17 protein-coding genes are annotated in these 22,400 nt (G+C 63.3%); 7 read left to right on the top strand and 10 right to left on the bottom strand.

All coding sequences use genetic code 11. The features are described from left to right. The first annotated feature begins 2 nt into the window (after positions 1-2). Positions 3-623, top strand: a complete 621-nt coding sequence (locus NMB41_RS24570) for a M15 family metallopeptidase (protein WP_494380345.1) — start codon at positions 3-5, stop codon at positions 621-623. A 167-nt stretch (positions 624-790) separates the two neighbouring features. After that, positions 791-1,423 (top strand): hypothetical protein, encoded by a 633-nt coding sequence (locus tag NMB41_RS24565; RefSeq protein ID WP_494380344.1) that lies wholly within the window; start codon positions 791-793, stop codon positions 1,421-1,423. Between the two features lie 36 nt (positions 1,424-1,459). Here NMB41_RS24565 and NMB41_RS24560 read toward each other — a convergent pair whose 3' ends face one another. The 3 genes from NMB41_RS24560 to NMB41_RS24550 all read right to left on the bottom strand — a co-directional run bounded on the left by NMB41_RS24560 (position 1,460) and on the right by NMB41_RS24550 (position 6,933). Beyond that, the gene (locus NMB41_RS24560) at positions 1,460-3,919 is read right to left on the bottom strand and encodes a TonB-dependent receptor plug domain-containing protein (RefSeq protein ID WP_494380343.1); all 2,460 of its coding nucleotides are present in this window, start codon (positions 3,917-3,919) and stop codon (positions 1,460-1,462) included. 265 nt (positions 3,920-4,184) lie between these two features. Further along, a complete protein-coding gene (gene dacB, locus NMB41_RS24555) occupies positions 4,185-5,666 on the bottom strand; it encodes a D-alanyl-D-alanine carboxypeptidase/D-alanyl-D-alanine endopeptidase (protein WP_494380342.1) in 1,482 nt (493 codons plus the stop codon). Positions 5,667-5,694: 28 nt separating this feature from the next. After that, positions 5,695-6,933 carry a nucleoside recognition domain-containing protein gene (locus NMB41_RS24550; protein ID WP_494380341.1) on the bottom strand — a complete coding sequence of 413 codons (1,239 nt, stop codon included), beginning with the start codon at positions 6,931-6,933 and terminating at the stop codon, positions 5,695-5,697. Between the two features lie 248 nt (positions 6,934-7,181). Here NMB41_RS24550 and NMB41_RS24545 point away from each other — a divergent pair, with 248 nt between their 5' ends. The 3 genes from NMB41_RS24545 (at position 7,182) to NMB41_RS24535 (ending at position 12,995) form a co-directional block, all read left to right on the top strand. Beyond that, positions 7,182-8,969, top strand: coding sequence for an ABC transporter substrate-binding protein (locus NMB41_RS24545; protein ID WP_494380340.1), 1,788 nt, complete (start codon positions 7,182-7,184; stop codon positions 8,967-8,969). Between the two features lie 188 nt (positions 8,970-9,157). Next, positions 9,158-11,914: a TonB-dependent receptor gene (locus tag NMB41_RS24540; protein WP_494380339.1), complete on the top strand. Its 2,757-nt coding sequence runs from the start codon at positions 9,158-9,160 to the stop codon at positions 11,912-11,914. 19 nt (positions 11,915-11,933) lie between these two features. Next, positions 11,934-12,995 carry a S66 peptidase family protein gene (locus NMB41_RS24535; protein ID WP_494380338.1) on the top strand — a complete coding sequence of 354 codons (1,062 nt, stop codon included), beginning with the start codon at positions 11,934-11,936 and terminating at the stop codon, positions 12,993-12,995. A 74-nt stretch (positions 12,996-13,069) separates the two neighbouring features. Here NMB41_RS24535 and NMB41_RS24530 read toward each other — a convergent pair whose 3' ends face one another. From NMB41_RS24530 to NMB41_RS24500, 7 genes are all read right to left on the bottom strand, one after another. Then, entirely contained in the window at positions 13,070-13,636 is a 567-nt protein-coding gene (locus tag NMB41_RS24530; RefSeq protein ID WP_494380337.1) for a GNAT family N-acetyltransferase, read from the bottom strand. A 1-nt stretch (position 13,637) separates the two neighbouring features. Continuing rightward, positions 13,638-14,765 (bottom strand): acyl-CoA dehydrogenase family protein, encoded by a 1,128-nt coding sequence (locus NMB41_RS24525; RefSeq protein ID WP_494380336.1) that lies wholly within the window; start codon positions 14,763-14,765, stop codon positions 13,638-13,640. 32 nt (positions 14,766-14,797) lie between these two features. After that, on the bottom strand, positions 14,798-15,466 hold the full coding sequence (locus NMB41_RS24520) for an SDR family oxidoreductase (RefSeq protein ID WP_494380335.1): 669 nt from the start codon (positions 15,464-15,466) through the stop codon (positions 14,798-14,800). Between the two features lie 84 nt (positions 15,467-15,550). Then, positions 15,551-16,750, bottom strand: coding sequence for an acetyl-CoA C-acetyltransferase (locus NMB41_RS24515; protein WP_494380334.1), 1,200 nt, complete (start codon positions 16,748-16,750; stop codon positions 15,551-15,553). Continuing rightward, positions 16,747-18,570, bottom strand: a complete 1,824-nt coding sequence (gene aceK, locus NMB41_RS24510; RefSeq protein WP_494380333.1) for a bifunctional isocitrate dehydrogenase kinase/phosphatase — start codon at positions 18,568-18,570, stop codon at positions 16,747-16,749. Before aceK ends, NMB41_RS24515 begins: the two co-directional genes overlap by 4 nt. A gap of 198 nt (positions 18,571-18,768) precedes the next feature. Beyond that, complete coding sequence (locus NMB41_RS24505; protein WP_494380332.1) at positions 18,769-19,953, bottom strand: isovaleryl-CoA dehydrogenase; 1,185 nt, start codon at positions 19,951-19,953, stop codon at positions 18,769-18,771. Between the two features lie 111 nt (positions 19,954-20,064). Beyond that, positions 20,065-20,496 carry a MerR family transcriptional regulator gene (locus NMB41_RS24500; RefSeq protein WP_494380331.1) on the bottom strand — a complete coding sequence of 144 codons (432 nt, stop codon included), beginning with the start codon at positions 20,494-20,496 and terminating at the stop codon, positions 20,065-20,067. A gap of 122 nt (positions 20,497-20,618) precedes the next feature. Between NMB41_RS24500 and NMB41_RS24495 the strand changes: the two genes are divergently transcribed. Together NMB41_RS24495 and NMB41_RS24490 are read left to right on the top strand one after the other, a co-directional pair. Next, the gene (locus tag NMB41_RS24495; protein WP_494380330.1) at positions 20,619-21,671 is read left to right on the top strand and encodes an MBL fold metallo-hydrolase; all 1,053 of its coding nucleotides are present in this window, start codon (positions 20,619-20,621) and stop codon (positions 21,669-21,671) included. A gap of 284 nt (positions 21,672-21,955) precedes the next feature. Next, complete coding sequence (locus tag NMB41_RS24490; RefSeq protein ID WP_494380329.1) at positions 21,956-22,369, top strand: hypothetical protein; 414 nt, start codon at positions 21,956-21,958, stop codon at positions 22,367-22,369. The last annotated feature ends 31 nt before the right edge of the window (positions 22,370-22,400 follow it).

The following is a 22,400-nucleotide window of genomic DNA, read 5'->3' as shown; positions in this document are numbered from 1 at the left end:
GCATGACCGTTTTACCCTTGACGCTGGCCAGCGAAGACATTGCCGGCTGCGCACAGTTTCGCCATCTGTCCTCGATCGCCGGGATTGCGGTCGACCTGCGCTACGCCGGCCCGAATAATTTCGTCGGGCGCGACCTGTATTCGCCCTTCGATTGCGCCTGGCTGCACGTCGAGGCGGCCGCGGCCCTGGAAGCGGCGGTCGCCTGGCTGGCCGCGCGCGCACCTGGCCACACCCTGCTGGTGCTCGACGCCCTGCGCCCGCAGCGGGTGCAGCAGCAGTTGTGGGATGCCCTGGACGGGACCGGCCTGCAGATGTACCTGGCCAATCCGGCGCGCGGCTCGATCCACTCCTACGGCATGGCGCTCGACGTCACCATCCTCGACCCGCAGGGACGCGAACTCGACATGGGCACCGGCTTCGACGACATGACCGATGTCTCGCACCCGGCGCTGGAACAAGGTTTCCTGGCTGCCGGAACCTTGAGCGAACAACAGATCGAGAACCGCCGGCTGCTGCGCGGCGCCATGTTCGGGGCCGGCTTCCTCGGCATCAATACCGAATGGTGGCATTTCGACTGCGGCGAGCGCGAGCGCGTGCGGACCACCTTCCAGCGCGTGCTCTGATCCATTCTGCGCGTGCCGCGCGCACACTTGAGTTTTCTCAGCCTTTACCTCTCTTCTGACCCGGACAATCTGCTGGTAAGGACGAGAGATTGATGTGATGGCTTGACGAGTCCGCTTCTTCCCTCTCGCGCAATACCCATTCTTCCAACGGACAGGAGAGGTGCGCAATGAAACGATTGATGATGGCGGCTGCCGTGGGAACGGCACTGGCCGGCTGCAGCACGGGCGCGGGCGACAACATGTTTGCATCGCGGGACCGGACGGTCGAGTATGTCCGGGTATTCGATATCAAGACCGATGCGCCGCCTCCCAGCGTGGCGCGCGCAGCCAGCGAGGGCATCAGCCGCAACATCCAGAACGCCACGCTGGCCACGCCCCTGCCTGAAACGACGGACGTGCTCGACCAGCCGGGCAGGTTCAAGATGGCCGACACCCCCGGCGCCGCCCGCGGACCGAGCTGCGACGGCGCCAGCTGGACCGCGAAAGCACGCCCCGACGTGCGCGGCGGGCAGGACATGCACATCGTCGCCTGCCTGTACCAGTATAAAACCGGCTACCACCTCGACATGTATGCCGGGTTCACCAAGAAAGAAGGGGGCTGGCTCCACTGGCCGCGGCGCGCGACCGGCATGGTGCTGGGCACACCGGAAAAATTCGTCGAAAAAACGATGCTCGACGTCGTACGCACGATTCGCGAAACGACGAAGGCGCAGGTGGCGCTGGTCGAGGCAAAGCCCGACGTGGCCGGAGCCCCATGGCTGGAGCCGGCGGGAGCGGGCACGCAGACGTCGAAACCCTGACGCTGCGTGCCCGGTGTGGCTAGCCTGGGCTAAGCCTTAAAAAGCCCAGTCTACCCTGGCGTACATTTGACGGCCGTTGATGCCGATCGGGCAGGTTTCCCAGCAGTGCTTGAAGCCGATGTGCGGGAAGTCGCCGCCGCGCGGGCTCTTGTCCCATTCCGTCGGGTAGTTGTCGAACAGGTTGTTCGCACCGACGGCGAGCGACAGGCGCTTCGTGAAGGCATAGCGCAGGCTCAGGTCGACCAGCCACTCGGAACCCCAGGTCTGGACATAGTCGCCCGTGAAGCCCTGGCCTTGTACCTCGCCGAAGTAATTGGCACGGGTGTTCACGTTCCACGGGCCGGACGTGTAGTCGGCGGCCACCACGTGGTGCTGGCGTGGCTGGCCGCGTTCGATCAGCGTGACCTGGGCGTCGTCGAAGAGCTGGGCGCCGGTCAGCACCGGCGACTGCGAGCGGCGCGCCTTGACTTCGGTCTTGTTGAAACCGAGCTGGCCGGACAGCACCAGGGTCGAGCCGGTCCAGCGCGTGGTGTGCTCGGCCACCAGGTCGAAGCCGTCGGTCGTGGTGTCGATCGCGTTGGTGAAGAACTGCGCCTGGCCGACCTTCAGCGGGTCGAGGATGGCGCGGATCGGGCCGGCGCCGGCTTCCGGCGCGATGTTGCTCGAGAAGACGATGCGGTCGTCGATATCGATGCGGTACAGATCGGCCGTGACCGAGAAGTTCTGCATCGGGCGCAGCACGATGCCGACGCTGGCGTTCTTCGAAGTTTCTTCCTTCAGCGGCGCAATGCCGAAGGCGCGGGTGACGGCGCTGCCTTCGCGCGCGGTCAGGGTTTCGGTCAGCACGCCGGCCGCGTTCAGGTTGGTCGAGACCGAGCTGTAGAACTTCTGCTGCACCGACGGTGCGCGGAAGCCGGTCGAGACGCTGCCGCGCAGGCCGACCGTGCGCGTCGGGTCGTAACGCATCGAAAGCTTGCCGGTCGTGGTGCTGCCGAAGTCCGAGTATTTTTCGTAGCGAACGGCGCCAGCCACCATCAGTTTCTCGGTGATATTGTGCTCGGCGTCGATATAGAACGCGATGTTGTGGCGGCCATCGTCGACTGCGTTCGTCGGCGTATAGCCCGGGAAACCCTGGGCGCCGGATGCGGCGATGCCGCCATTCTGGTTGAAGATGGCGATGGCTGGATTGTTGGTACGGCCGTACTGGTAGGAGACCGGGTCGCCTGCTTCGATTTCGTAGTTGTCGGTGCGGTATTCGAAGCCGGCCGCCAGCGAGACCTTGCGCCCGCCCAGGTCGATCGGGCCGCGCACGTCGGCATTGAAGGTGGTCTGGTTGAACTTCAGGGTGCCGGTATCGGCGTCCAGCGGCGACTCGGCGTAGATGCCGCCACCCGGTTTCGGTTCGTACCAGTAGCTGACGTTGATCGACTCGCGCTCACGGAAGCCGAGCTGGCTGCGGCCGTGATTGACGCTGGTGTCGAACTTCCAGTCATTGGCAAGATCGCGCCGGTAGCCGACGGCGAAGGAGGCGTCTTTCACCGTCGTCATGATGTTCGGCAGGAAGCCATTCGGGTACACGGCCGGCACGTTGCGGCCATCGCCTGCGGAGCGGTAGAAGCCGGCCGAGTCGCCGGTGCGCTTCGACACGCCGCCGAAGGCATAGAATTCGCTGTCCTTGTCGATCGGCAGGCCGGCATTGACCCACAGGAAGGCATCCTTGGCCAGGCTGTCGCCGATGCGCTGGGTGACGCGCGGCGGATCGACGCGCAGGGTATCGACGCCGGCGCGGTTGGTTTCGCCGCGGCGGCGTCCTTCGACCGACAGGTTCACATAGCCGCCGTCGCCGATCGCAAAACCGGTATTCGCGCTGGCCGAGACCATGTCGCCGTCGCCCTCGGCGGTGGTGCCGACCGAGGTGCTGGTTTGGGTTTCCTTGACCTGCGATTTCAACACAATGTTGATCACGCCGGCGATTGCATCGGAGCCGTACTGGGCGGCGGCGCCATCGCGCAGCACTTCGATGCGGGCAATCGCCGACATCGGGATCGCATTGATGTCGGTACCGGCCGAACCGCGGCCAATGGTTTGCTGGACGTTGACCAGGGCTTGCTGGTGACGGCGCTTGCCGTTCACCAAGACCAGCAGCTGGTCGGGGCCGAGGCCGCGCAGGGTGGCCGGACGGATGATGTCGGTACCGTCGCTGATGAAGGTGGTCGAGAAGTTGAACGATGGATCCAGCGTCTGCAGCAATTTACCCAGTTCGAGCGGACCTGCAGTCTGCATGTCCTTGATATTGATCAGTCCTACCGGCGCAGCCGTATCGAGCGAGGTCTTGGCACTCGAGCGCGAGCCGAGCACGACGACGCGGGCCGTATCGCTGTCGGCGGCGCTGGCGTCGGTCGTGGTTTCCTGTGCGGCGGCGGGATACAGCGCCGCCAGCAGGGCGGTCGCGAGCAGGGTTTTTCGGAATGGATGGCTGGCAGGGTGAATCGTCATGTTCTCTCTTTTCTTGGTAGCGAAGCGGATTGCCTCGGAATACACGCCATAACGTCTGGATATGTTTCCATACGCGCAATTCATCTTAACCATTGAAGTGAGTACATACAACGCACAGAAACGGTGCGTTGTTTTTGGGTGTTATCCCAGCAATATTACGTGCGAAACAATAGAAAAGGCAGTAAGCTCGATTGGTTGAGCCTGCGCAAAGTGCGGGGTTTGAGAGCCGGGATTCCGGCTTTTAGATGGGAAAAGGAAGGCCTACCTATTGCGCAGCTACCACGGCCGGCGCAGCCACCGCCCCTGACTTCGCCACCCAATCCACCAGCGCATCGACCACGGCCCGCCCGCGCCCGTCGCCCGCCAGCTCGTCATTGACCATCGCCACCACCACGTGCTGCACGCCGGCCGCATCCGGCACATAGCCGGCCACGGCCACCACATTGCGCAGCGTCCCCGTTTTCAAACGGGCGCGGCCGGCCGCCGGGCTGCCGTTCAAACGGCGGCGCATGGTGCCGTCCAGCGCTGCAATCGGCATGCTGGCCATGAATTCCGGTGCCCAATGACTGTGCAGGCCGGCGCGCAGGACGCCGCCCATTTGCACCGGGCTGATGCGCTCGATGCGCGACAGGCCGGACCCGTTGTCGATCACGAAACCGCTGTCGTCGATGCCGCGCGCGCGCATCCAGTTGCGCACGGCGCCGTCGGCCCGGGTGTAAGTGGTCTGGCCGGCGACCGGCGGCAGCGGCCGGCTGCCCAGCACCGGGTCCGCCTCGAGGGCGCCCAGGCTCAGGAACAGGGTGCGCGCCAGCGCGTTGTCGGAGGGTTTGTTCGTATCGCGCACCACTTCCGGCAAGGCCCGCGCGCGGTGCTCGGCCAGCAGGCGGGCATCAAACGGCGCCGTCCCCGTCACCGTCTTGCCATTGAGTTTGCCGCCCAGCTGCTTCCACTTCAGGCGGAACAGGCCGTCGATATAGTCGTCGCGGTCGAGCACGTTGATGCTGTTGCTGCGGGCGCAGTTCTTCGGATAGGTCCCCTGCAAGACCAGCTTGATCTTGCCCTCACTGCGCTGCGCCTGCGGCAGCTTCCAGCCGTTTTCCCAGGTCGCGCAATCGGCATCGATCAGGGTCATGTTCGAGGAAATCGTCACGCCGCTCAGCGCCGGCTGCATGTCGAGCTGCAGGCGTTTATCGGTCGAGCGCATGTCCAGTTGCAGCATGTTCTTGTTGATCAGGAGCGCGTCGGGAATGACGTTGTAATACGCTTCGGGCGACTCGTCGAAGGGCGGCAGGCCGACGTCGACACGTGGCGGATTGAACAGGCTGCGGTCGAGCACCAGGTTGCCGGTGACCCGGCGGATGCCCCCATTGTGCAGGGCGCGCAGCATCCCTTCCAGCACTTCGCCGGACAGATCGGCATCCGCCCCGCCGCGCAGCACCAGGTCGCCCTGGAGCACGCCATTTTTTACCTCGCCGTTCGTCAGCAGCTCGGTACGTCCACGAAACACCGGTCCCAGGTGTTCCAGGCTGACCAGGGTCGTCACCAGCTTCATGGTCGAGGCCGGCTGCATCGGCCGTTGCGCCAGGTGGCTCAGCACGACCTGGTCGCCGCGCAGCACCAGGGCGCTGACCGATTCCGGGCTTATGCCTTGCTGCGCCAGCAATTGCGTTACCGGTTCCGGCAACTGGGCCCTGGCGGGTGCGCAGGCAAGGAGGACGGCGGCGGCGAGGGTCAGGTGGCGCAACATGGGGCTCCTTATCGATTAAGCGCAGCGATTAACCGAAGAACAGGTAAGCGACGAAAATGGCGGCGATCACGCCCGCGAGGTCGGCCAGCAATCCATACCCGATCGCATAACGCGTCTTGCGGATACCGACCGAGCCGAAATACAGGGCGACGATATAGAAAGTGGTGTCGGCTGCGCCTTGCAGGATCGAGGCGAGGCGGCCGACGAAGGAGTCGACGCCGTAGGTCGTCATCGCGTCGATCATCATCGCGCGCGAGCCGCTGCCGGACAAGGGCTTCATCAGGGCGGTCGGCAGGGCGCCGACGAAGTCGGTGCGCAGGCCAAGCTGGGTGAACACCCATTCGAAGGCGTTGACGATCAGGCCCAGGATGCCCGAGTTGCGCACCACGCTGATGGCCACCAGCATGCCGACCAGGTAGGGAATGATCTTCAGCGAGGTCTCGATGCCGCCTTTCGCGCCCTCGATGAAGGCTTCGAACACGTTGACCCGCTTGCGCAGCGCCGCCACCATGAAGGCGGCGATGATGGAAAACAGGATCAGGTTGGCGGCGACCACCGATACCAGTTCGATTTCCGACTTGGCCAGGTAATTGGTGAGGTAAAACACGAGGGCGCCGATGATCGCCGTCAGGCCGCCGATCCAGCCGAACACGACCGGATCGAGCAGGTTGATGCGTTGGCGCAGGCTGACGGCAACGATGCCGGTGAACGTCGAGCAGAAGGTGGCGATCAGGGTCGGAATGAAGATATCGGCCGGATTGGCCGCGCCGAGAATGGCGCGCTGGGCCATGATCGCCAGCGGAATCACCGTCAGTCCCGAGGTCTGGATGACCAGGAACATGATCTGGGCATCGCTCGCTTCATCCTTGCGCGGGTTGAGCGTTTGCAGGCTTTCCATCGCCTTCAGGCCGAACGGCGTCGCGGCATTGTCGAGCCCGAGGATGTTCGCCGAAAAATTCATGACCATGTGGCCATTCGCGGGGTGCTCGCGTGGAACGCCTGGAAAGATGCGGGAGAAGAAGGGCGCGATGATGCGCGCAAACAGGTTGATGGCGCCTGCCTTCTCGCCGATGTTCATGATCCCCAGCCAGAGCGTCATCACGCCGGCCAGCGGCAGGGCGATGTCCATCACCGCCATCTTGGCCGAGCTGAAGGTGCCGTCGATGACGCGTTTGAAAATTTCCGCGTCGCCCAGGAACAGCCATTGGGCAAGTGCGGCGATGAAGCCGACGAGGAAGAAACCAGTCCAGATGTAATTTAATGCCATGAGTCAGTCCGATATGCGGGCGGCGTCATCAGGCCAGTGCGTGGAACGACGCCGCTTGTTCAACAGCCGCAGACGAAGTCACGGCATTCATGCGCACGATTGTGCAGCGGAGAGTATAGGCGCAGAGCAAGCTGCAAGGATGAAAGAATGCAGCCATGCCATGCAGAAAAGTGATGGGTGCGGCTTTTTGTTTGCCTGCTCCCGGCGCCGCGCCTATGATACGCAACGCTCAACCAGGACTTGCCCCCATGACACTTCGCGCCGCCTTTTTCAGTTTGCTGCTCGCCGCCGGCGCCACGCTGGCCGCGCCTGCCACAGCCCCGGCAGCGGGCGAAAAAGTGCTGCACATGTTCCTGTCGACCAGCGAAACCGGCCTCGATCCGGCCGCCGCCTCGGACATCGCCACCTTGTCCCTGCTGGAAAACCTGTTCGACCCGCTGCTGCGCTACGACTACCTGGCGCGCCCGGTGAAACTGCGTCCGAACACGGCCAGCGCCATGCCGGACGTGAGCGCCGACGGCCGCACCTATACCTTCCGCATCCGCCCCGGCATTTATTTCACGCCCGACCCTGCCTTCAAAGGCGTCAAGCGCGAGATGACGGCGCAGGATGTCGTCTACAGCATCACGCGCCTGTACGACCCGGCCATCAAGTCGCCCTGGTCGTACATGTTCGACGGCAAGCTCGCGGGCGACGAGGCCCTGAAAAAACAGTTCAGCCCTGACCAGGCCATTCCCGGCCTGCAGGCAATCGACCGCTTCACCCTGCGCATCCGCTTAAAAGAGCCGGATAACAATTTTCTGTTTTATATGGCGACGCCGGCGTCGAGCACGGTGGCGCGCGAAGTCATCGAGGCTTATCCAGGCCAGGCCGGGAACCACCCGGTCGGCACCGGCCCCTTCATGATCGGCGAATGGAAGCGAAGCGACCGCATCGTGCTGCTGGCGAACCCGTATTCCAGCGCCGTGTTCAGCGCCACGCCCGGTGCCGACGCGGAAGATCAAAAAATTGCCGCCGCCCTTGCCGGCAAGCGCCTGCCGCGCGTGGACCGGGTTGAAGTAAAAATCGCCGAGGAATTCCAGGGCCGCATGCTGGGCTTCCTGAACAGCGAATACGACTACCTCGAGCAGGTGCCGGAATCGATGACCGACATGGTGATCCGCGATGGGCGCCTGAAGCCGGAGCTGCAGCAACGCGGCATGCAGCTGTCGCGCTTCCCGGTGCTGCAGACCTATTACATGTGGATGAACATGAAGGACCCGGTGCTGGGCGGCTATACCAAAGACCGGATCGCCCTGCGCCGCGCCATTGCACTGGCCTACAACAATGCCGAAGACATCGCGCTGTTAAAAAAAGGCTTTGCGATCAAGGCCGAGTCGCCGCTGCCGCCGAATGTGCTCGGCTACGACCCGGCCTACCGCAGCCCGGTGCCCTACGACCCGGCGCTGGCCAACGCCTTACTCGACCGCCACGGTTACGGGCAGCGCGACGCCGACGGCTTTCGGCGCGCCCCCGGCGGCAAGCCGCTGACCCTGACCATGCACAGCGAAGCGACGGTTGCCGGACGCCTGCGCGACGAGCTGTGGAGAAAATGCCTCAATTCCATCGGGCTGCGCGTGCTGTTCAAGTCGGACAAGAAGACGGAGATCATCAAGGCCTCGCGCCTGGGCAAGGTGACCATGTTCGAAAGTAACTGGATCGCCGACTTCCCCGACGGCGACAATTTTTATCAGCTGTTGTACGGCCCGAACGCCGGCCGCGCCAACTATGCGCGTTTTGATTTACCGGCTTACAACAGCCGCTACGAACAGGCGCGCCTGCTGTCCGACGGGCCGGCGCGGCAACGCCTGTACTTCGAAATGAACCAGCTGATCCACGCCTACAACCCCTGGGTACCGCTGACCCATGCGGTATCGGCCGATATCCGTCATCCGTGGCTAAAAAACTACAAGCGCCATCCGGTCGAATTCACATCCTGGCGTTATCTGGACATCGATGTTGCGCAAAGGGCACGTTTATTAGAACTGCGCCGTTAGATTCGTCGAAGTTCGATTTATAAACATTCCTGGAAGTTATACTTCCCGCCAGATATTTCATTGGATGAGGCCCCTTGCGCGGGCGTACTCTCGAAACAATCCATGCCGTAATGGAATGAGATTCCGGCAACAAGGCGACACATCGCCATACCCATTCAAGATCGCCCAGAACACTCCAGGAGACACGCGTGAAGCTCAAGAAAATTGCCCATCTGATTGCCCTGATCGGGGTGGTAAGCCCGGCCGTTGCACAGGAAATGCAACAAAATGCCCCGATGGCACGCGTCGAGATCACCGGTTCCAGCATCAAGCGGGTGGCCAAGGAAGGCGCCCTGCCAGTGCAGGTGATCAGCTTCGACACCCTGCAAAAACAGGGCATCACCTCGGCCGAGCAGCTGATGAGCATGATCTCGGCGAACGGCACCGGCGCCGACAACCCGACCTCGGGCAATAACGTATTCGGTTCGGACGCCGACCGCGTCGTCGGCGGCGCCTCGTTCGCGTCCTTCCGCGGCCTCGGCGCGAACAGCACCCTGGTCCTGATCAACGGCCGCCGCGCACCGACCCACGGCAAGAGCGGCAAGGCGGTCGACCTGAATTCGATCCCGATGGCGGCCATTTCGCGCATCGAGATTCTGAAGGATGGCGCCTCGGCCATCTACGGCACCGACGCGATCGGTGGCGTGATGAACATCATCCTGAAAACCGACTATGAAGGCGCGGAAGCGTCGGCCTATACCAATGTCACCGAAGCGGGCGGGGGCAACATCCACCGCGGCTCCCTGATCGTCGGCCACGGCAACATCGACACCGACGGCTTCAACGTGATGGCGACGGCGTCCTTCACCAAGAACGAAAAGCTCGCATCGCCCAAGCGCGACTTCGCCAACGGCTTCCAGCCGGCGCGCGGCCTGTCGCCGGACACCACCGGCACGCCGTATGCGAACCAGCTGACCGGCGCCAATACCGCGCTCGGTACCGGTTTCACGCGTCCTGGCGATGCGACGACCTACCTGCAAGCGAACCCGCTGAGCTTCCAGGGCAAGTGCGACACGGTCGAAGGCATGGCGCAATACCAGACCGAGCTGTGGAAGAACGTGACTTCGCCGCAGCGCTCGACCTATTCCTGCACCTATGACTACGGCGCCGACTACATCATGCAGTCGCCGTCGGAACAGACCAACCTGCTGGCACGCGGCAGCATCAAGCTGGCCCCGAACCACACAATGTTCGTCGAGGCGATCGGTTCGCGCTCGAAAGTCATCTCGATCCTGACGCCGGCCCAGATCTCGACCTCGCTGGCCAACCGGAATGCCTATCCGGTCGGCGGCCAGTACTACCAGGACCTGTCGGCCTTCATTCCGAGTTTCGACAAGACCAAGCCGATCATCTACAAGTGGCGCGCCAACCCGCTCGGCAACCGTACCCAGGACAACACGACCGAGAGTGCGCGCCTGCTGGCCGGCTTCGAAGGCGCCGTCGGCAAGTGGGATTACAAGGCCGGCGTGTCTCACGCCCAGAGCAAGACCCGCATGGAACTGCTCGACGGCTACGCCAAGATCCCCGATTTCTATAACGTGCTCGGCAGTGGCATCGTCAACCCGTGGTCGCTCGATGGCAGCCAGACCCAGGCGGCCATGGATGCGCTCGAAGCGGTCAAGTACCGCGGCGCCTTCCAGACCGGCAAGACGACCATGACCCAGGTCGACGGCACGGTGTCCGGCGAAGTGTTCCAGCTGCCGGCCGGTGCGGTGGCCATGGCGGCCGGCATCGACCTGCGCCGCGAGAGCTACCTGTACAACCAGGACGTGCCCGCCGAGCCGATTTTCCTTTCGCCGGGCAATGCCAACCTGCCGAAGAAGACGCGCGACGTGAAGGCGGTGTTTGCCGAATTCATCGTCCCGGTCACCAAGGACCTCGAACTGCAACTGGCGCTGCGCCGCGATGACTACACCGGCTTCGGCGCGACCACCAATCCGAAGGTCGCCTTCCGTTACCAGCCAAGCAGCTGGCTGCTGCTGCGCGGTTCGGCCAACAAGGGCTTCCTGGCGCCGAGCTTTGCGCAACTGTACACCGGCACGCTGTCGCAGGAACTCTCGAGCGGCGTGGTCGACACCGTCGGCTGCGCAGCGCATCCGGGCGACGCCCGCTTCTGCGCGCCGGACCGCTTCGACTACCAGACCGGCGGCAACGCGAACCTGAAGCCGGAAACTTCGAAGCAGGGCACGCTGGGCGTCGTGGTCGAGCCGTTCAAGGGCTTCTCGGCATCGATCGACTGGTGGGCGATCAACATGCAGAACCGCATTTTGAACCGCAGCGCGAGCTTCGTGCTGAACAATCCGGTCCTGCTGTCGGACAGCATTGTCCGCAACGCCGACGGCACCATCAATTACGTGCTGGCGCGTTGGGAAAATGCGGCCGGCGCGAAAACCCGCGGCATCGACCTCGGCCTGCGCGGCGACGGCAAGTTCGAGGGCGGCATCAAGTGGAGCGCCACCCTCGACGGCACCTGGACCGACAGCTTCAAATTTGCCGAGATCCAGGGCCAGCCGTACAAGGAATACGTCGGCCAGTTCTTTACGCGCGACCTCTACCTGCGCTGGAAGCATGCGGCCACCTTCAACCTGACGCGTGGCGACTGGAATGTTTTGGTGAGCAACAACTTTGCCTCGGGCTACAAGGATCAATTGCCGAACGCCGGCCGGAGCGCGCCGCCGGCCGGTTTCGATCCGGACGTGTCGAGCTACACCCGCTTTGGCCTGGCGACGACGTATAAAGGCTTCAAGGACACGTCGATCACCTTCGGTATCCAGAACCTGTTCGACCGCGATCCGCCGTTCACCGCGCACAACGTCGACGATGTCGTTGGCGCCGGCTGGGATCCTCGGGTGGCCGATCCGCGCGGCCGCGCCTACACGCTGAACCTCACCTACAAGTTCTTCTGATTCACCGGGCGCGCGCCGTATGAGCACCAGCCGGCGCGCCTTCGCGGCCGGTCTGGGCGCCGCCGCCTTGCTTCCCTGGGCGGCAGCGGCCGCTCCACGCCGGCGCCGCAGCGCGCCATCGACCATGACACCGCTGATCAAACCTCCGCGCCTGCAGCCGGGCGATACCGTCGCCCTGATCGCGCCGGGCGGCTATGCCACCGAACAATCGATCGCCAAGGCACGGCGCAACATCGAAGCGCTGGGTTTGAAGGTGCGCGAAGGCGCCTCCCTGCGCGCCGTGTACGGCAACTACGGCGGCAGCATGCCGCAGCGCCTGGCCGATCTGCACGCCATGTTCGGCGACCCGGAAATCAAGATGATCTGGCCGATCCGGGGCGGCTCGGGCTGTATTTCTCTGCTGGCCCACCTCGATTTCAAGCTGATCCGCGCGAATCCAAAAATTTTATTGGGCTATTCCGACATCACCGCGCTGCACCTGGCCATCTACAAGCATGCGGGCCTGGTCACCTTCCACGGCCCGGTGGCCTCGTCGACGCTGACCGATTACGGGATCGAACACATGATGGCGGTGCTGTCCGCTCCGCAGCCGACCTACACCATCCCGATGGCGCTGGAAAACAGCCGGCGCGCGCTGGAAAAACCCCATTTCGGCATCCGCACCGTGCACCCCGGCGTGGCGACCGGCCGTCTCATCGGCGGCAACCTGAGCCTGGTCGCGGCGCTGGCCGGCACGCCGTATGCGGCTGATTTCAAAGACAGCCTGCTGTTCCTGGAAGAAGTGAACGAAGCGCCCTACCGGATCGACCGCTGGCTGACCCAGCTCGACCTGTCGGTCGGCTTTGAAAAAGCGGCGGGGGTAATGGTTGGTATTTGCGACGACTGCGGGCCGGAACACGAAGAGATTTCGCTGACCCTCGACCAGACCCTGGACCTGCACCTGCAGCCGCTCTCGATTCCGGCGGTGACGGGCTATTCGATCGGCCATATCCGCGACCAGTTTACGATTCCGATGGGGATCCGCGCCAGGCTCGATACGGATCGCCAGACGGTGACGCTGCTCGAGCCTGCGGTCAGTTGAACGGCTGGGGTCAGGTCTGACATTAAGACACGACCTCATCCATATTCTGAGACCTTCCGATATTGCCTTGGGTGTTACGGCAGAGGACGTGTCCGAATGTCAGACCTGACCCCAGCTGTCATGTAGACATAGCCGTGCTGCTCGCCATCGATGCGAAACAGGTCGGGCAGTTCGCCGGCGAAGGCAAACCCGCAGCGTTCGTACAGGCGGCGTGCCGGCCCGTTCGAGGACAGCACCTCGAGGTCGACCCAGTCGAGCGCCGCCTGCGTGCCTGCCCAGCCGAGCGCGGTCGCCATCAGCTGCTCGCCCAGGCCCTGGCGGCGCCAGTCGCGGTGCACGCCCATGCCGAGCAGGCAGCGGTGGCTGGAGGCCCGTTCCGGTCGCGCGCGCAGGTCGACGTGGCCGCAGATGGCGCCATCAATATCGAGCGCCATCCAGGCGCGGCGCCAGCCCGGCGCGCCCACCTCGGCGTGAAGGCCGATGGCGAATGCGGCGCGCTTGTCGACCGGGAAGCGTGAATCGGCGCGCGCCATCGGCTGGAACAGGGGTGTGCCGGCGCGCCCGTTGTCCTGCAGGTGGTCGTCCAGGTAGACGAACAGGGCGGGCAGGTCGGCGGGCGCGACGCTGCGGATTGCAGGCACGTCAGAGAGCCCGTGCAATCAGGATTTTCTGGATATCGCTCGTGCCTTCGTAAATCTGGCAGACGCGCACGTCGCGGTAGATGCGTTCGATCGGGAAGTCGGCCACATACCCATAGCCGCCGAAGACCTGGATCGCGCTCGACACCACGCGTTCGGCCATCTCGGAGGCGAACAATTTTGCCATCGCCGCTTCCTTCAGGCAGGGCAGGCCCGCATCCTTCATCGAGGCCGCATGCAGGATCAGCTGGCGCGCCGCTTCGATCTGCATCGCCATTTCCGACAGGCGGAACTGCACGGCCTGGTGTTCGAAGATGGCTTTGCCGAAGCTCTCGCGGTCCTTGGCGTAGGCCAGCGCCGCCTCGAAAGCCGCACGCGCCATGCCCACCGATTGCGAGGCGATGCCAATGCGCCCGCCCTCCAGGCCGGACAGGGCGATCTTATAGCCCATGCCTTCTTCGCCGATCAGGTTGGCGGCCGGGATGCGGCAGTTTTCGAACACGATCTGCGCCGTGTCCGAGGAATGCTGGCCCATCTTCTGTTCGATGCCGGCGACGATATAGCCGGGGGTGTTCACCGGCACCCAGAAGGCGCTGATGCCCTTTTTACCTGCCGCCTTATCGGTGACGGCCATCACGATGGCGACATCGCCGTACTTGCCGCTGGTGATGAACTGCTTGGTGCCGTTGATGACGTACTCGTCGCCATCGCGCGTGGCCGTGGTGCGCAGGGCGGCGGCGTCGCTGCCGGTGTGCGGTTCGGTGAGCGCAAAGGCGCCGAGCAGTTCGCCCTGGGCCAGGGGAACCAGCCACTGCTGCTTTTGCGCTTCGCTGGCGTACATCATGGCGATGCTGCAGACCGGGCAGTTGTTGACCGAGATGATGGTCGAGATGCCGCCGTCGCCGGCCGCGATTTCTTCCAGCACCAGCGCCAGCGACACGTAATCAAGGCCCGCGCCGCCGTACTGCTCCGGCACCGCCACGCCGAAGGCGCCCAGCTGGGCCAGTTCCTTCAGTTCGGCTTTCGGGAAATAGTGTTCCTTGTCCCAGCGCGCCGCTTGCGGGGCCAGGCGTTCCTGCGAAAAGCTGCGCAGGGCGTCGCGGATCATCTGGTGTTCTTCGGTCAGGATCATGGTGTCTCTTGTCTTGTGGTCTTGGGATCGGCTTACCAGGGAATCGGCTCGCCGTCGTGGTTCAGGAAACTGCCGTTCGCGGCAGGGGTGGCGTTCGCCAGCGTCGCCCGTAAATCGCGCACGCTGTGCTCGGCGCTGATGGCCGCCGCGCTGCCGCCCATGTCGGTCTGGACCCAGCCGGGGTGGAAGGCGATGCAGGTGGCGCCTTGCGGGCCATGGGTGATGGCGGTGTCGCGCAGCACGGAATTCAGGGCCGCCTTGCTGGCGCGGTAGAGCGAACCGTTGGCGCCATTGCGCCCGCCGATGGACGCCATGCGCGACGAGAGCACGCCGAGTTTGCCGCGCGTCGATGCCACCAGGGGCGCCACGATCGGCAGCAGGCGCATCGCGGCCAGCACATTGGTGTGCATGACGCTGTCGAAATCGTCTTGCGTGGGGAAGCCCTCGCTGCGCGGGCCATAGACGCCGGCGACCAGCCAGGCGGTGTCGATTTTTTCGCCGTCGAGTTTCCAGCCAAGGCCGGCGATGGCATCGAGGTCGGTGACGTCGAGTGCGTGCGCTTCGGCGCCGAGCCGGGTCAGGCTGTCGATGTCTTCTGGTTTACGCGCGGTGGCGATCACGCGCCAGCCGTCGGCGCGGTATTGACGCACCAGTTCGTGGCCGATGCCGCGCGAGGCGCCGATGATCAGGGCAGTAGGCATGTTATTCCCTTCGGTTGGGGTTCAACCGCGTGGAGTAATTCAGGCCAGTGGCCTGAATTACAACTCCACGCGTTACAACGTCAATTACACCATCTCGATCGCCATTGCCGTGGCTTCACCACCGCCGATGCACAGCGCCGCCACACCGCGCTTGCCGCCGGTCTTTTTCAGGGCGCCGAGCAGGGTCACGACGATGCGCGCGCCGGAAGCGCCGATCGGGTGGCCCAGTGCGCAGGCGCCGCCGTGGATGTTGACCTTGTCGTGCGGGATGTCCAGGTCGCGCATGGCGGCCATCGGCACGGCGGCAAAGGCTTCGTTGATCTCGAACAGGTCGACATCGCCAGCCGTCCAGCCGGTCTTTTTAAAGAGCTTGTGCATCGCGCCGATCGGGGCGGTGGTGAACAGGTTCGGTTCCTGGGCGTGGGTGGCGTGGCCGACGACGCGCGCGATTGGCGTGAGACCGAGTTCCTTGGCCTTCGATTCGCGCATCATGACCAGGGCCGCGGCGCCGTCGTTGATCGACGAAGACGAGGCGGCGGTCACGGTGCCGTCCTTCTTGAAGGCAGGACGCAGCGTCGGGATCTTGTCGATCTTGGCCTTCAGCGGGCCTTCGTCTTTCTCGATGACCACGTCACCGCTGCGGGCAGCGACGCTGACCGGTGCGATTTCCCAGTCAAACGAGCCGTCGCTGTTGGCGGCCTGGGCGCGCTTGACGGAGGTGATGGCAAAGTTGTCCTGCTCTTCGCGGGTGAAGTTGTACGAGGCGACGCACTCTTCGGCGAAGGTGCCCATCGAACGGCCTTCGCCAGTCTTCTCGTTGCGCGAATAGGCGTCTTCCAGGCCGTCGAGCATCATGTGGTCGAACATCGGCGCGTGGCCGATGCGGTAGCCGCCGCGTGCCTTCGGGATCAGGTAAGGCGCGTTGGTCATCGATTCCATGCCGCCTGCAACGACGACGTCGGCGCTGCCGGCAACGAGCTGGTCATGCGCGAAGATCGCCGCCTGCATGGCCGAGCCGCACATTTTCGACAGGGTGACGGCGCCGGTCGAGAGGGGCAGGCCGGCCTTGATCAGCGCCTGGCGGGCCGGGGCCTGGCCCTGGCCGGCCATCAGGCAGTTACCGAAATAGACGTGTTCCACGGACTGCGGATCGACGCCGGCGCGCTCGACGGCGGCCTTGATTGCCACCGCACCGAGGTCGCTTGCCGTTTTCGAGGAAAAATCGCCCTGGAAGGCGCCCATCGGGGTACGGGCGGCGCCGACGATAACGACTGGATCATTCATTCTTGGTTCTCCAAAAGGGATGGCGCTGTTTCAAGTGAAAGCGCCGGGGTGGTGATCGGGTGGTGAAAACGGATCTGCTGCGGGTAAGGAAAAATATCGTGCACCTCGCCCGCCAGGATGCGGTCCTTGTGCGCCTGCCACCAGGCGCGCGTCAAGAGGTCCGCGTGATGTTGTAGAAAATGGTGGCGGATCTTCGAATTTCCAAGCAAGAAATGGCCGAACTGTTCCGGAAAGACGTCGTGTTTTCCAATGGGGTACCACGGCTCGGCCGACATTTCCTCTTCCTCGGTGCGCGCCTCGGGAATATCGCGGAACACGCAATCGGTCAGGTATTCGATCTCGTCGTAATCATAGAACACGACCCGGCCCTGGCGCGTGACGCCGAAATTTTTGTACAGCATATCGCCGGGAAAAATATTCGCAGCGACCAGGTCGCGGATGGCATTCCCGTATTCGCGCACGCCGTGCTCGATGCGCGCGTCGTCGCCCGCCTTTTCGGCCTCGGCCAGGTAGATATTCAGCGGCACCATGCGGCGCTCGATATACAGGTGCTTGAGGATGATGTAATCGCCCTCGATCTCGATCAGCGAGGGCGCATGATGGCGCAGTTCGGCGAGCAGCTCGTCACTGAAGCGCGCCAGCGGAAAGGCGACGTCCGAGTATTCGAGCGTATCGGCCATGCGCCCGACGCGGTCGTGGTGTTTGACGAGCAGGTATTTTTCCTTGACCTGGGCGCGCGTCGTGTCTTTCGGCGCCGGGTAAAAATCCTTGATCACCTTGAAGACATAGGGGAAGGAGGGCAGCTCGAACACCAGCATGACCAGTCCGCGGATGCCGGGCGCGCTCTGGAAACAGTCGGAGCTGTGCTTCAAATGCTGCAGGTAATCGCGGTAGAACAGGGTCTTGCCCTGTTTTTGCAGGCCGAGCAGGGTGTAGATTTCGCTCTTCGGCTTACGCGACAGCATGCTGCGTAAAAATTGCACATAGGCCGAGGGCACTTCCATGTCGACCAAAAAATAGGCCCGCGTAAACGAGAACAGGATGGCGATCTGTTCCAGGTCGGTGAGTACCGTGTCGAGGAAGAGTTCGCCGCGCCCGTCGTGCAGCACTGGAATCACGAACGGATAGTCGCGCGCGCCGTTGATGGCGCGCCCGACGATATAGGCGCCCTTGTTCCGGAAGAACAGGTTCGACAGCACCTGGAATTGCTGGTTCGGTTCGCGTTTTTGCAAGCCGAAGGCTTGCGTCATGCACGCTTCGACCAGGGCGATATCGCGCTCGAGATCGGCGAAGGGGCAATCGAGCTGGAAATTGGTGACGATGCGTTTCAATGCAAAGCGCAGGCCGTCGGCGGCCGGGTACACCACACGGTAAGTCGGCAGCAATTCTTCGGTGTCGATGTATTCGGTCGAAATGACCGGGCGCACGAAGATGAAATCGTTGTGGTAATAGGTGCGGTGCAGGATCTGGCAGCTGACCGAATTGAAAAAGGTCTCGGCCAGTTCCGGCTGCTTGTGGCCGGACAAGAGGCCAATGTAATGCAGCTTGATTTCGCGCCAGACGTGGTCGGCCAGTTCCTCGGGCGCGTACTCGTCTTCCAGGGCGCGCACGGCTTCCTGCACGCGCTGGTCGTAATAATCGATGCGCTCGCGCGCGGCGCGCTGGGCGACGGGCCAGTCGGCGGTTTCGAAATGGCGTTTGGCGGCCTGGCTGGCCTCGCGGAACAGGCGGTAGTGCTTGTCGAAGCCGTCGAGGATGCTGCGCGCGATGTCGAACGCTATCTGGGAAGACAGCAGTTTGGGGAACGCAACTTGGGTCATCGTTCGTCTCGCGCCTGGGCTTGGGTATCGGCTATTTTAGTGCAGTGTTGGGTATGCAGCAGGAGGTAGGGTGGGCGGCTTTGCCGCCCACGCGTTCAGCCAGCACTAGATCAAGCGCGCGGGCATTTCAAACGTGATTTGAACGCGTGGGCGGGAGACCCGCCCACCCTACATCCCTACGGCACAAGCTAACTCTATTTACATCGTCTCGCCAAACAGTTCACGCCCGATCAGCATGCGGCGGATTTCGCTGGTGCCGGCGCCGATTTCGTAGAGCTTGGCATCGCGCCAGAGACGGCCGACCGGATACTCGTTGATATAACCATTTCCGCCCAGGGTCTGGATCGCTTCGCCCGCCATCCAGGTCGCCTTTTCGGCGCTGTACAAAATGGCGCCGGCGGCGTCCTTGCGCAGGGCGCGGATGGCGGCGGCATTGGTCGCGCGGTCGCAGGCCTGGCCGACGGCGTACACATAGGCGCGGCAAGCCATCATGGTCGAATACATGTCGGCCACTTTACCCTGCATGAGCTGGAATTCGCCGATCGCCTGGCCGAACTGCTTGCGCTCATGGATGTAAGGAACAACCGAATCCATACAGGCCGACATGATGCCCAGCGGGCCGCCGGAGAGCACGGTGCGCTCGAAATCCAGGCCCGACATCAGCACGTTGACGCCCTTGCCGACGCCGCCGAGCACGTTTTCGACCGGCACTTCGCAATCCTGGAACACCAGTTCGCCCGTGTGCGAGCCGCGCATGCCGAGTTTGTCGAGCTTTTGCGCGATCGAAAAACCTTTATAGCCCTTCTCGATCAGGAAGGCGGTCATGCCGCGCGCGCCCGCTTCGAGGTCGGTCTTGGCGTAGACGACCAGGGTGTCGGCGTCCGGACCATTGGTGATCCACATCTTGTTGCCATTGAGGACGTAGTGGTCGCCCTTCAGGTCGGCGCGCAGCTTCATGCTGACCACGTCGGAACCTGCATTCGGCTCGGACATGGCGAGCGCGCCGATGTGTTCGCCCGAAATCAGCTTCGGCAGGTATTTCTGTTTTTGTTCTTCGGTGCCGTTGCGCTTGATCTGGTTCACGCACAGGTTCGAGTGGGCGCCGTAGGACAGGCCGACCGACGCGGAGGCACGCGAGATTTCTTCCATCGCGATGATGTGGGCCAGGTAGCCCATGTTGGCGCCGCCGTATTCCTCGCTGACGGTGATGCCGAGCAGGCCGAGTTCGCCCATCTTCTTCCACAGGTCCATCGGGAACTGGTCGGTGCGGTCGATTTCGGCAGCGCGCGGCGCGATTTCGGCTGCTGCAAACTGTTGGACTGCTTCGCGCAGCGCGGCGATGTCTTCGCCATGGTCAAAGGTCAAGCCTGGAAGATGCAGCATGTCGTCCTCTCGGTGAACGGGTATGGAATGGGCACGTCGAATCATACTCGCGTGTGACGTTAACGTAAACGTCAAGTAGCGGGTAAAGCTCGTCGTCGTGCTGCCTGAAAATCAGGCAGCTTTGCTGGCGTCGATTGCGTCCGGGACGCCGCCCGGCGTGTTGCTGTCGGCCAGCAGGCGGCGGCATTCTTCCTCGTGCGCGGAAATTTCCTCCAGGGCCATCTCGATGTCGGCACGTTGCTGCTCCAGGGTTTCGCGCTGGTGCGAAAGCACGCCCAGAAAGCGGTTGATTTGCGCCGCCGTGTCCTTGGGCGACTCGTACATGTCGACGATGCTCTTGATTTCCGACAGCGTCAGGCCGAGGCGCTTGCCGCGCAGGGTCAATTTCAAGCGGGTACGGTCGCGCGGCGTGTAGACGCGGCTGCGCCCGCCGACGCCTTCGCGGCTCGGGCTTAATAAACCCTGGTCTTCATAGAAGCGGATGGCACGCGCGGTGATGTCGAATTCGCGGGCCAGTTCGGCGATGGTGTAGGTCGTGGGCATGGAAAAGCGGCTGAAAGTGGCAGATCGTAGAATCGCTTAGAATTCCCTGGTGTTTCCGTTTACGTCAACGTCAAACACATTGTAGCGCGCCCGCATTGCATAACCACGAAAGATTGTCGAACATGAATCCGCTCGAATCCCAGCTCGTTTATCCCTTCGCCGACGAATTGCCGCCACCGGGCGGCGTGCGCGCGCTGGCGCCGGGTCTGGCCTGGCTGCGCATGCCGCTGCCGTTCGCCCTCGACCACATCAACTTGTGGCTCTTGACAGACGAGCGGGAAGGGAGGAGCGGCTACACCGTGATCGATTGCGGCGTGGCGACCGACGCCACCCGCGCCAACTGGGAACAAGTGCTGGCGGGCCCGATGGCAGGTGCGCCCGTGCTGCGCGTGCTGGCCACGCACTGCCACCCGGACCACGTCGGCCTGTCCGGCTGGCTGTGCACGCGTTTCGATGCGCCGTTCTGGCTGACGGCCGGCGAATTCGGCTTCGCGCGCATGATGGCCGCGGCCCTGCCGGGCGTCGACGGGCCCTCGGCGATTCCCCATTTCGAGCGCCACGGTTTGAATGAGCCGGCCATGCTCGAGCAGATGCGCAGCCGCCGCAATTATTATCCCTCGCTGGTGCCGAGCGTGCCGGACGCCTATACCCGGCTGCAGGACAATGATCTGGTGTCGATCGGCAATGCGAGCTGGCGCGTGATCACCGGTTTCGGCCACTCGCCGGAGCACGCCTCCTTGTACTGCGAAGAACGCAATGTGCTCATCTCGGGGGACATGGTCTTGCCGCGCATTTCGACCAACGTTTCCGTGTTCGCGGTCGAACCGGAAGGCAACCCGCTGCAGCAATACCTCGATTCGCTCGACAAGTTCGCCGACCTGCCGCAGGACGTGCTGGTGCTGCCCTCGCACGGCAAGCCCTTCCGCGGCCTGCACACCCGCATCGCGCAGCTGCGCGAACACCACGTGGCGCGCCTGGCCGAAGTGCAGGAAGCCTGCCGCGTGCCGTGCAGTGCAATGGACATCGTGCCGATCATGTTCCGGCGCCAGCTCGATGCCCACCAGCTCAGCTTTGCCCTGGGTGAGGCGCTAGCCCACCTGCATAAACTTTGGAATGATGGTATGTTAAAGCGTGTAACTGGCGTCGATGGAATCATCCGCTTCCACCTGACCTGACCGCTTTTCCCGCCGGATCCGCCCGGGGCGTCCTGCCCCGCCCGCATCCTGTGCAACGGCCTTCGGCCGGCTTGCCTGTCGCGCACGCGATACATATTTATTTCTGCTCAGATACGGGTGAGATACATTCATGCTTCTTGGAAATTTTGTGGCATGATTTCGCGTTGCACGAAAAATCTCATCAATTTCCACTTCTTTGTTAAGTCTTCGGCCTGAAAAGTGTCACAAGCGGTCTTTTTGGACGCTTAACTGACTTTTATGGTCGAGCATGAAATAGTGCCATCATGAATTCCACGAACGAACGGGAGAGCTTTAGTGAGCGTCTCCAGCAAGCGCTGAAAAACGCACATTATTCACCGGACAGCCCGACCCGCCTGGCGCGCGAATTTAACATTCGCTTCGAAGGCCGTCCCATCACGGTGCATGCCGCCCGCAAATGGCTTGTGGGCGAAGCCATTCCGACCCAGGAAAAGCTGCGCATGATCGCCCAGTGGCTGGGCGTGCCGGCCGACTGGCTGCGCTTCGGCGGAACCGAGACGCCGGGTGCGCAAGCCGAAGGCGGCGCCAGCGCGCGTTTCGAATCGGCCGACGTCAAGCTGATCGCCGACCTGCAGCGCCTGGACGAACATCACCGCCAGCTGGCGCGCGAGTTCATCCGGATGCTAGTACGGATGAACCACCAACCCACCCCCAAGTAAGCCCGCGCCTTCTTCACGACTGCGTTTCCGC

The sequence above is a fragment of the Massilia sp. FBCC-B171 genome (genome assembly GCF_059134155.1).
The sequence above is the reverse complement of the archived record's forward strand: the minus strand, read 5'-3'. Positions and strand labels throughout refer to the sequence as shown.

Coding starts and splice junctions, on each gene's coding strand:
- NMB41_RS24550 (WP_494380341.1), bottom strand. CDS start 6,933: ATGGCATTAAATTACATCTGGACTGGTTTCTTCCTCGTCGGCTTCATC.
- NMB41_RS24495 (WP_494380330.1), top strand. CDS start 20,619: ATGAATCCGCTCGAATCCCAGCTCGTTTATCCCTTCGCCGACGAATTG.
- NMB41_RS24565 (WP_494380344.1), top strand. CDS start 791: ATGAAACGATTGATGATGGCGGCTGCCGTGGGAACGGCACTGGCCGGC.
- NMB41_RS24505 (WP_494380332.1), bottom strand. CDS start 19,953: ATGCTGCATCTTCCAGGCTTGACCTTTGACCATGGCGAAGACATCGCC.
- dacB (WP_494380342.1), bottom strand. CDS start 5,666: ATGTTGCGCCACCTGACCCTCGCCGCCGCCGTCCTCCTTGCCTGCGCA.
- NMB41_RS24520 (WP_494380335.1), bottom strand. CDS start 15,466: ATGCCTACTGCCCTGATCATCGGCGCCTCGCGCGGCATCGGCCACGAA.
- NMB41_RS24490 (WP_494380329.1), top strand. CDS start 21,956: ATGAATTCCACGAACGAACGGGAGAGCTTTAGTGAGCGTCTCCAGCAA.
- NMB41_RS24545 (WP_494380340.1), top strand. CDS start 7,182: ATGACACTTCGCGCCGCCTTTTTCAGTTTGCTGCTCGCCGCCGGCGCC.
- aceK (WP_494380333.1), bottom strand. CDS start 18,570: ATGACCCAAGTTGCGTTCCCCAAACTGCTGTCTTCCCAGATAGCGTTC.
- NMB41_RS24525 (WP_494380336.1), bottom strand. CDS start 14,765: ATGATCCTGACCGAAGAACACCAGATGATCCGCGACGCCCTGCGCAGC.
- NMB41_RS24535 (WP_494380338.1), top strand. CDS start 11,934: ATGAGCACCAGCCGGCGCGCCTTCGCGGCCGGTCTGGGCGCCGCCGCC.
- NMB41_RS24560 (WP_494380343.1), bottom strand. CDS start 3,919: ATGACGATTCACCCTGCCAGCCATCCATTCCGAAAAACCCTGCTCGCG.
- NMB41_RS24570 (WP_494380345.1), top strand. CDS start 3: ATGACCGTTTTACCCTTGACGCTGGCCAGCGAAGACATTGCCGGCTGC.
- NMB41_RS24500 (WP_494380331.1), bottom strand. CDS start 20,496: ATGCCCACGACCTACACCATCGCCGAACTGGCCCGCGAATTCGACATC.
- NMB41_RS24515 (WP_494380334.1), bottom strand. CDS start 16,750: ATGAATGATCCAGTCGTTATCGTCGGCGCCGCCCGTACCCCGATGGGC.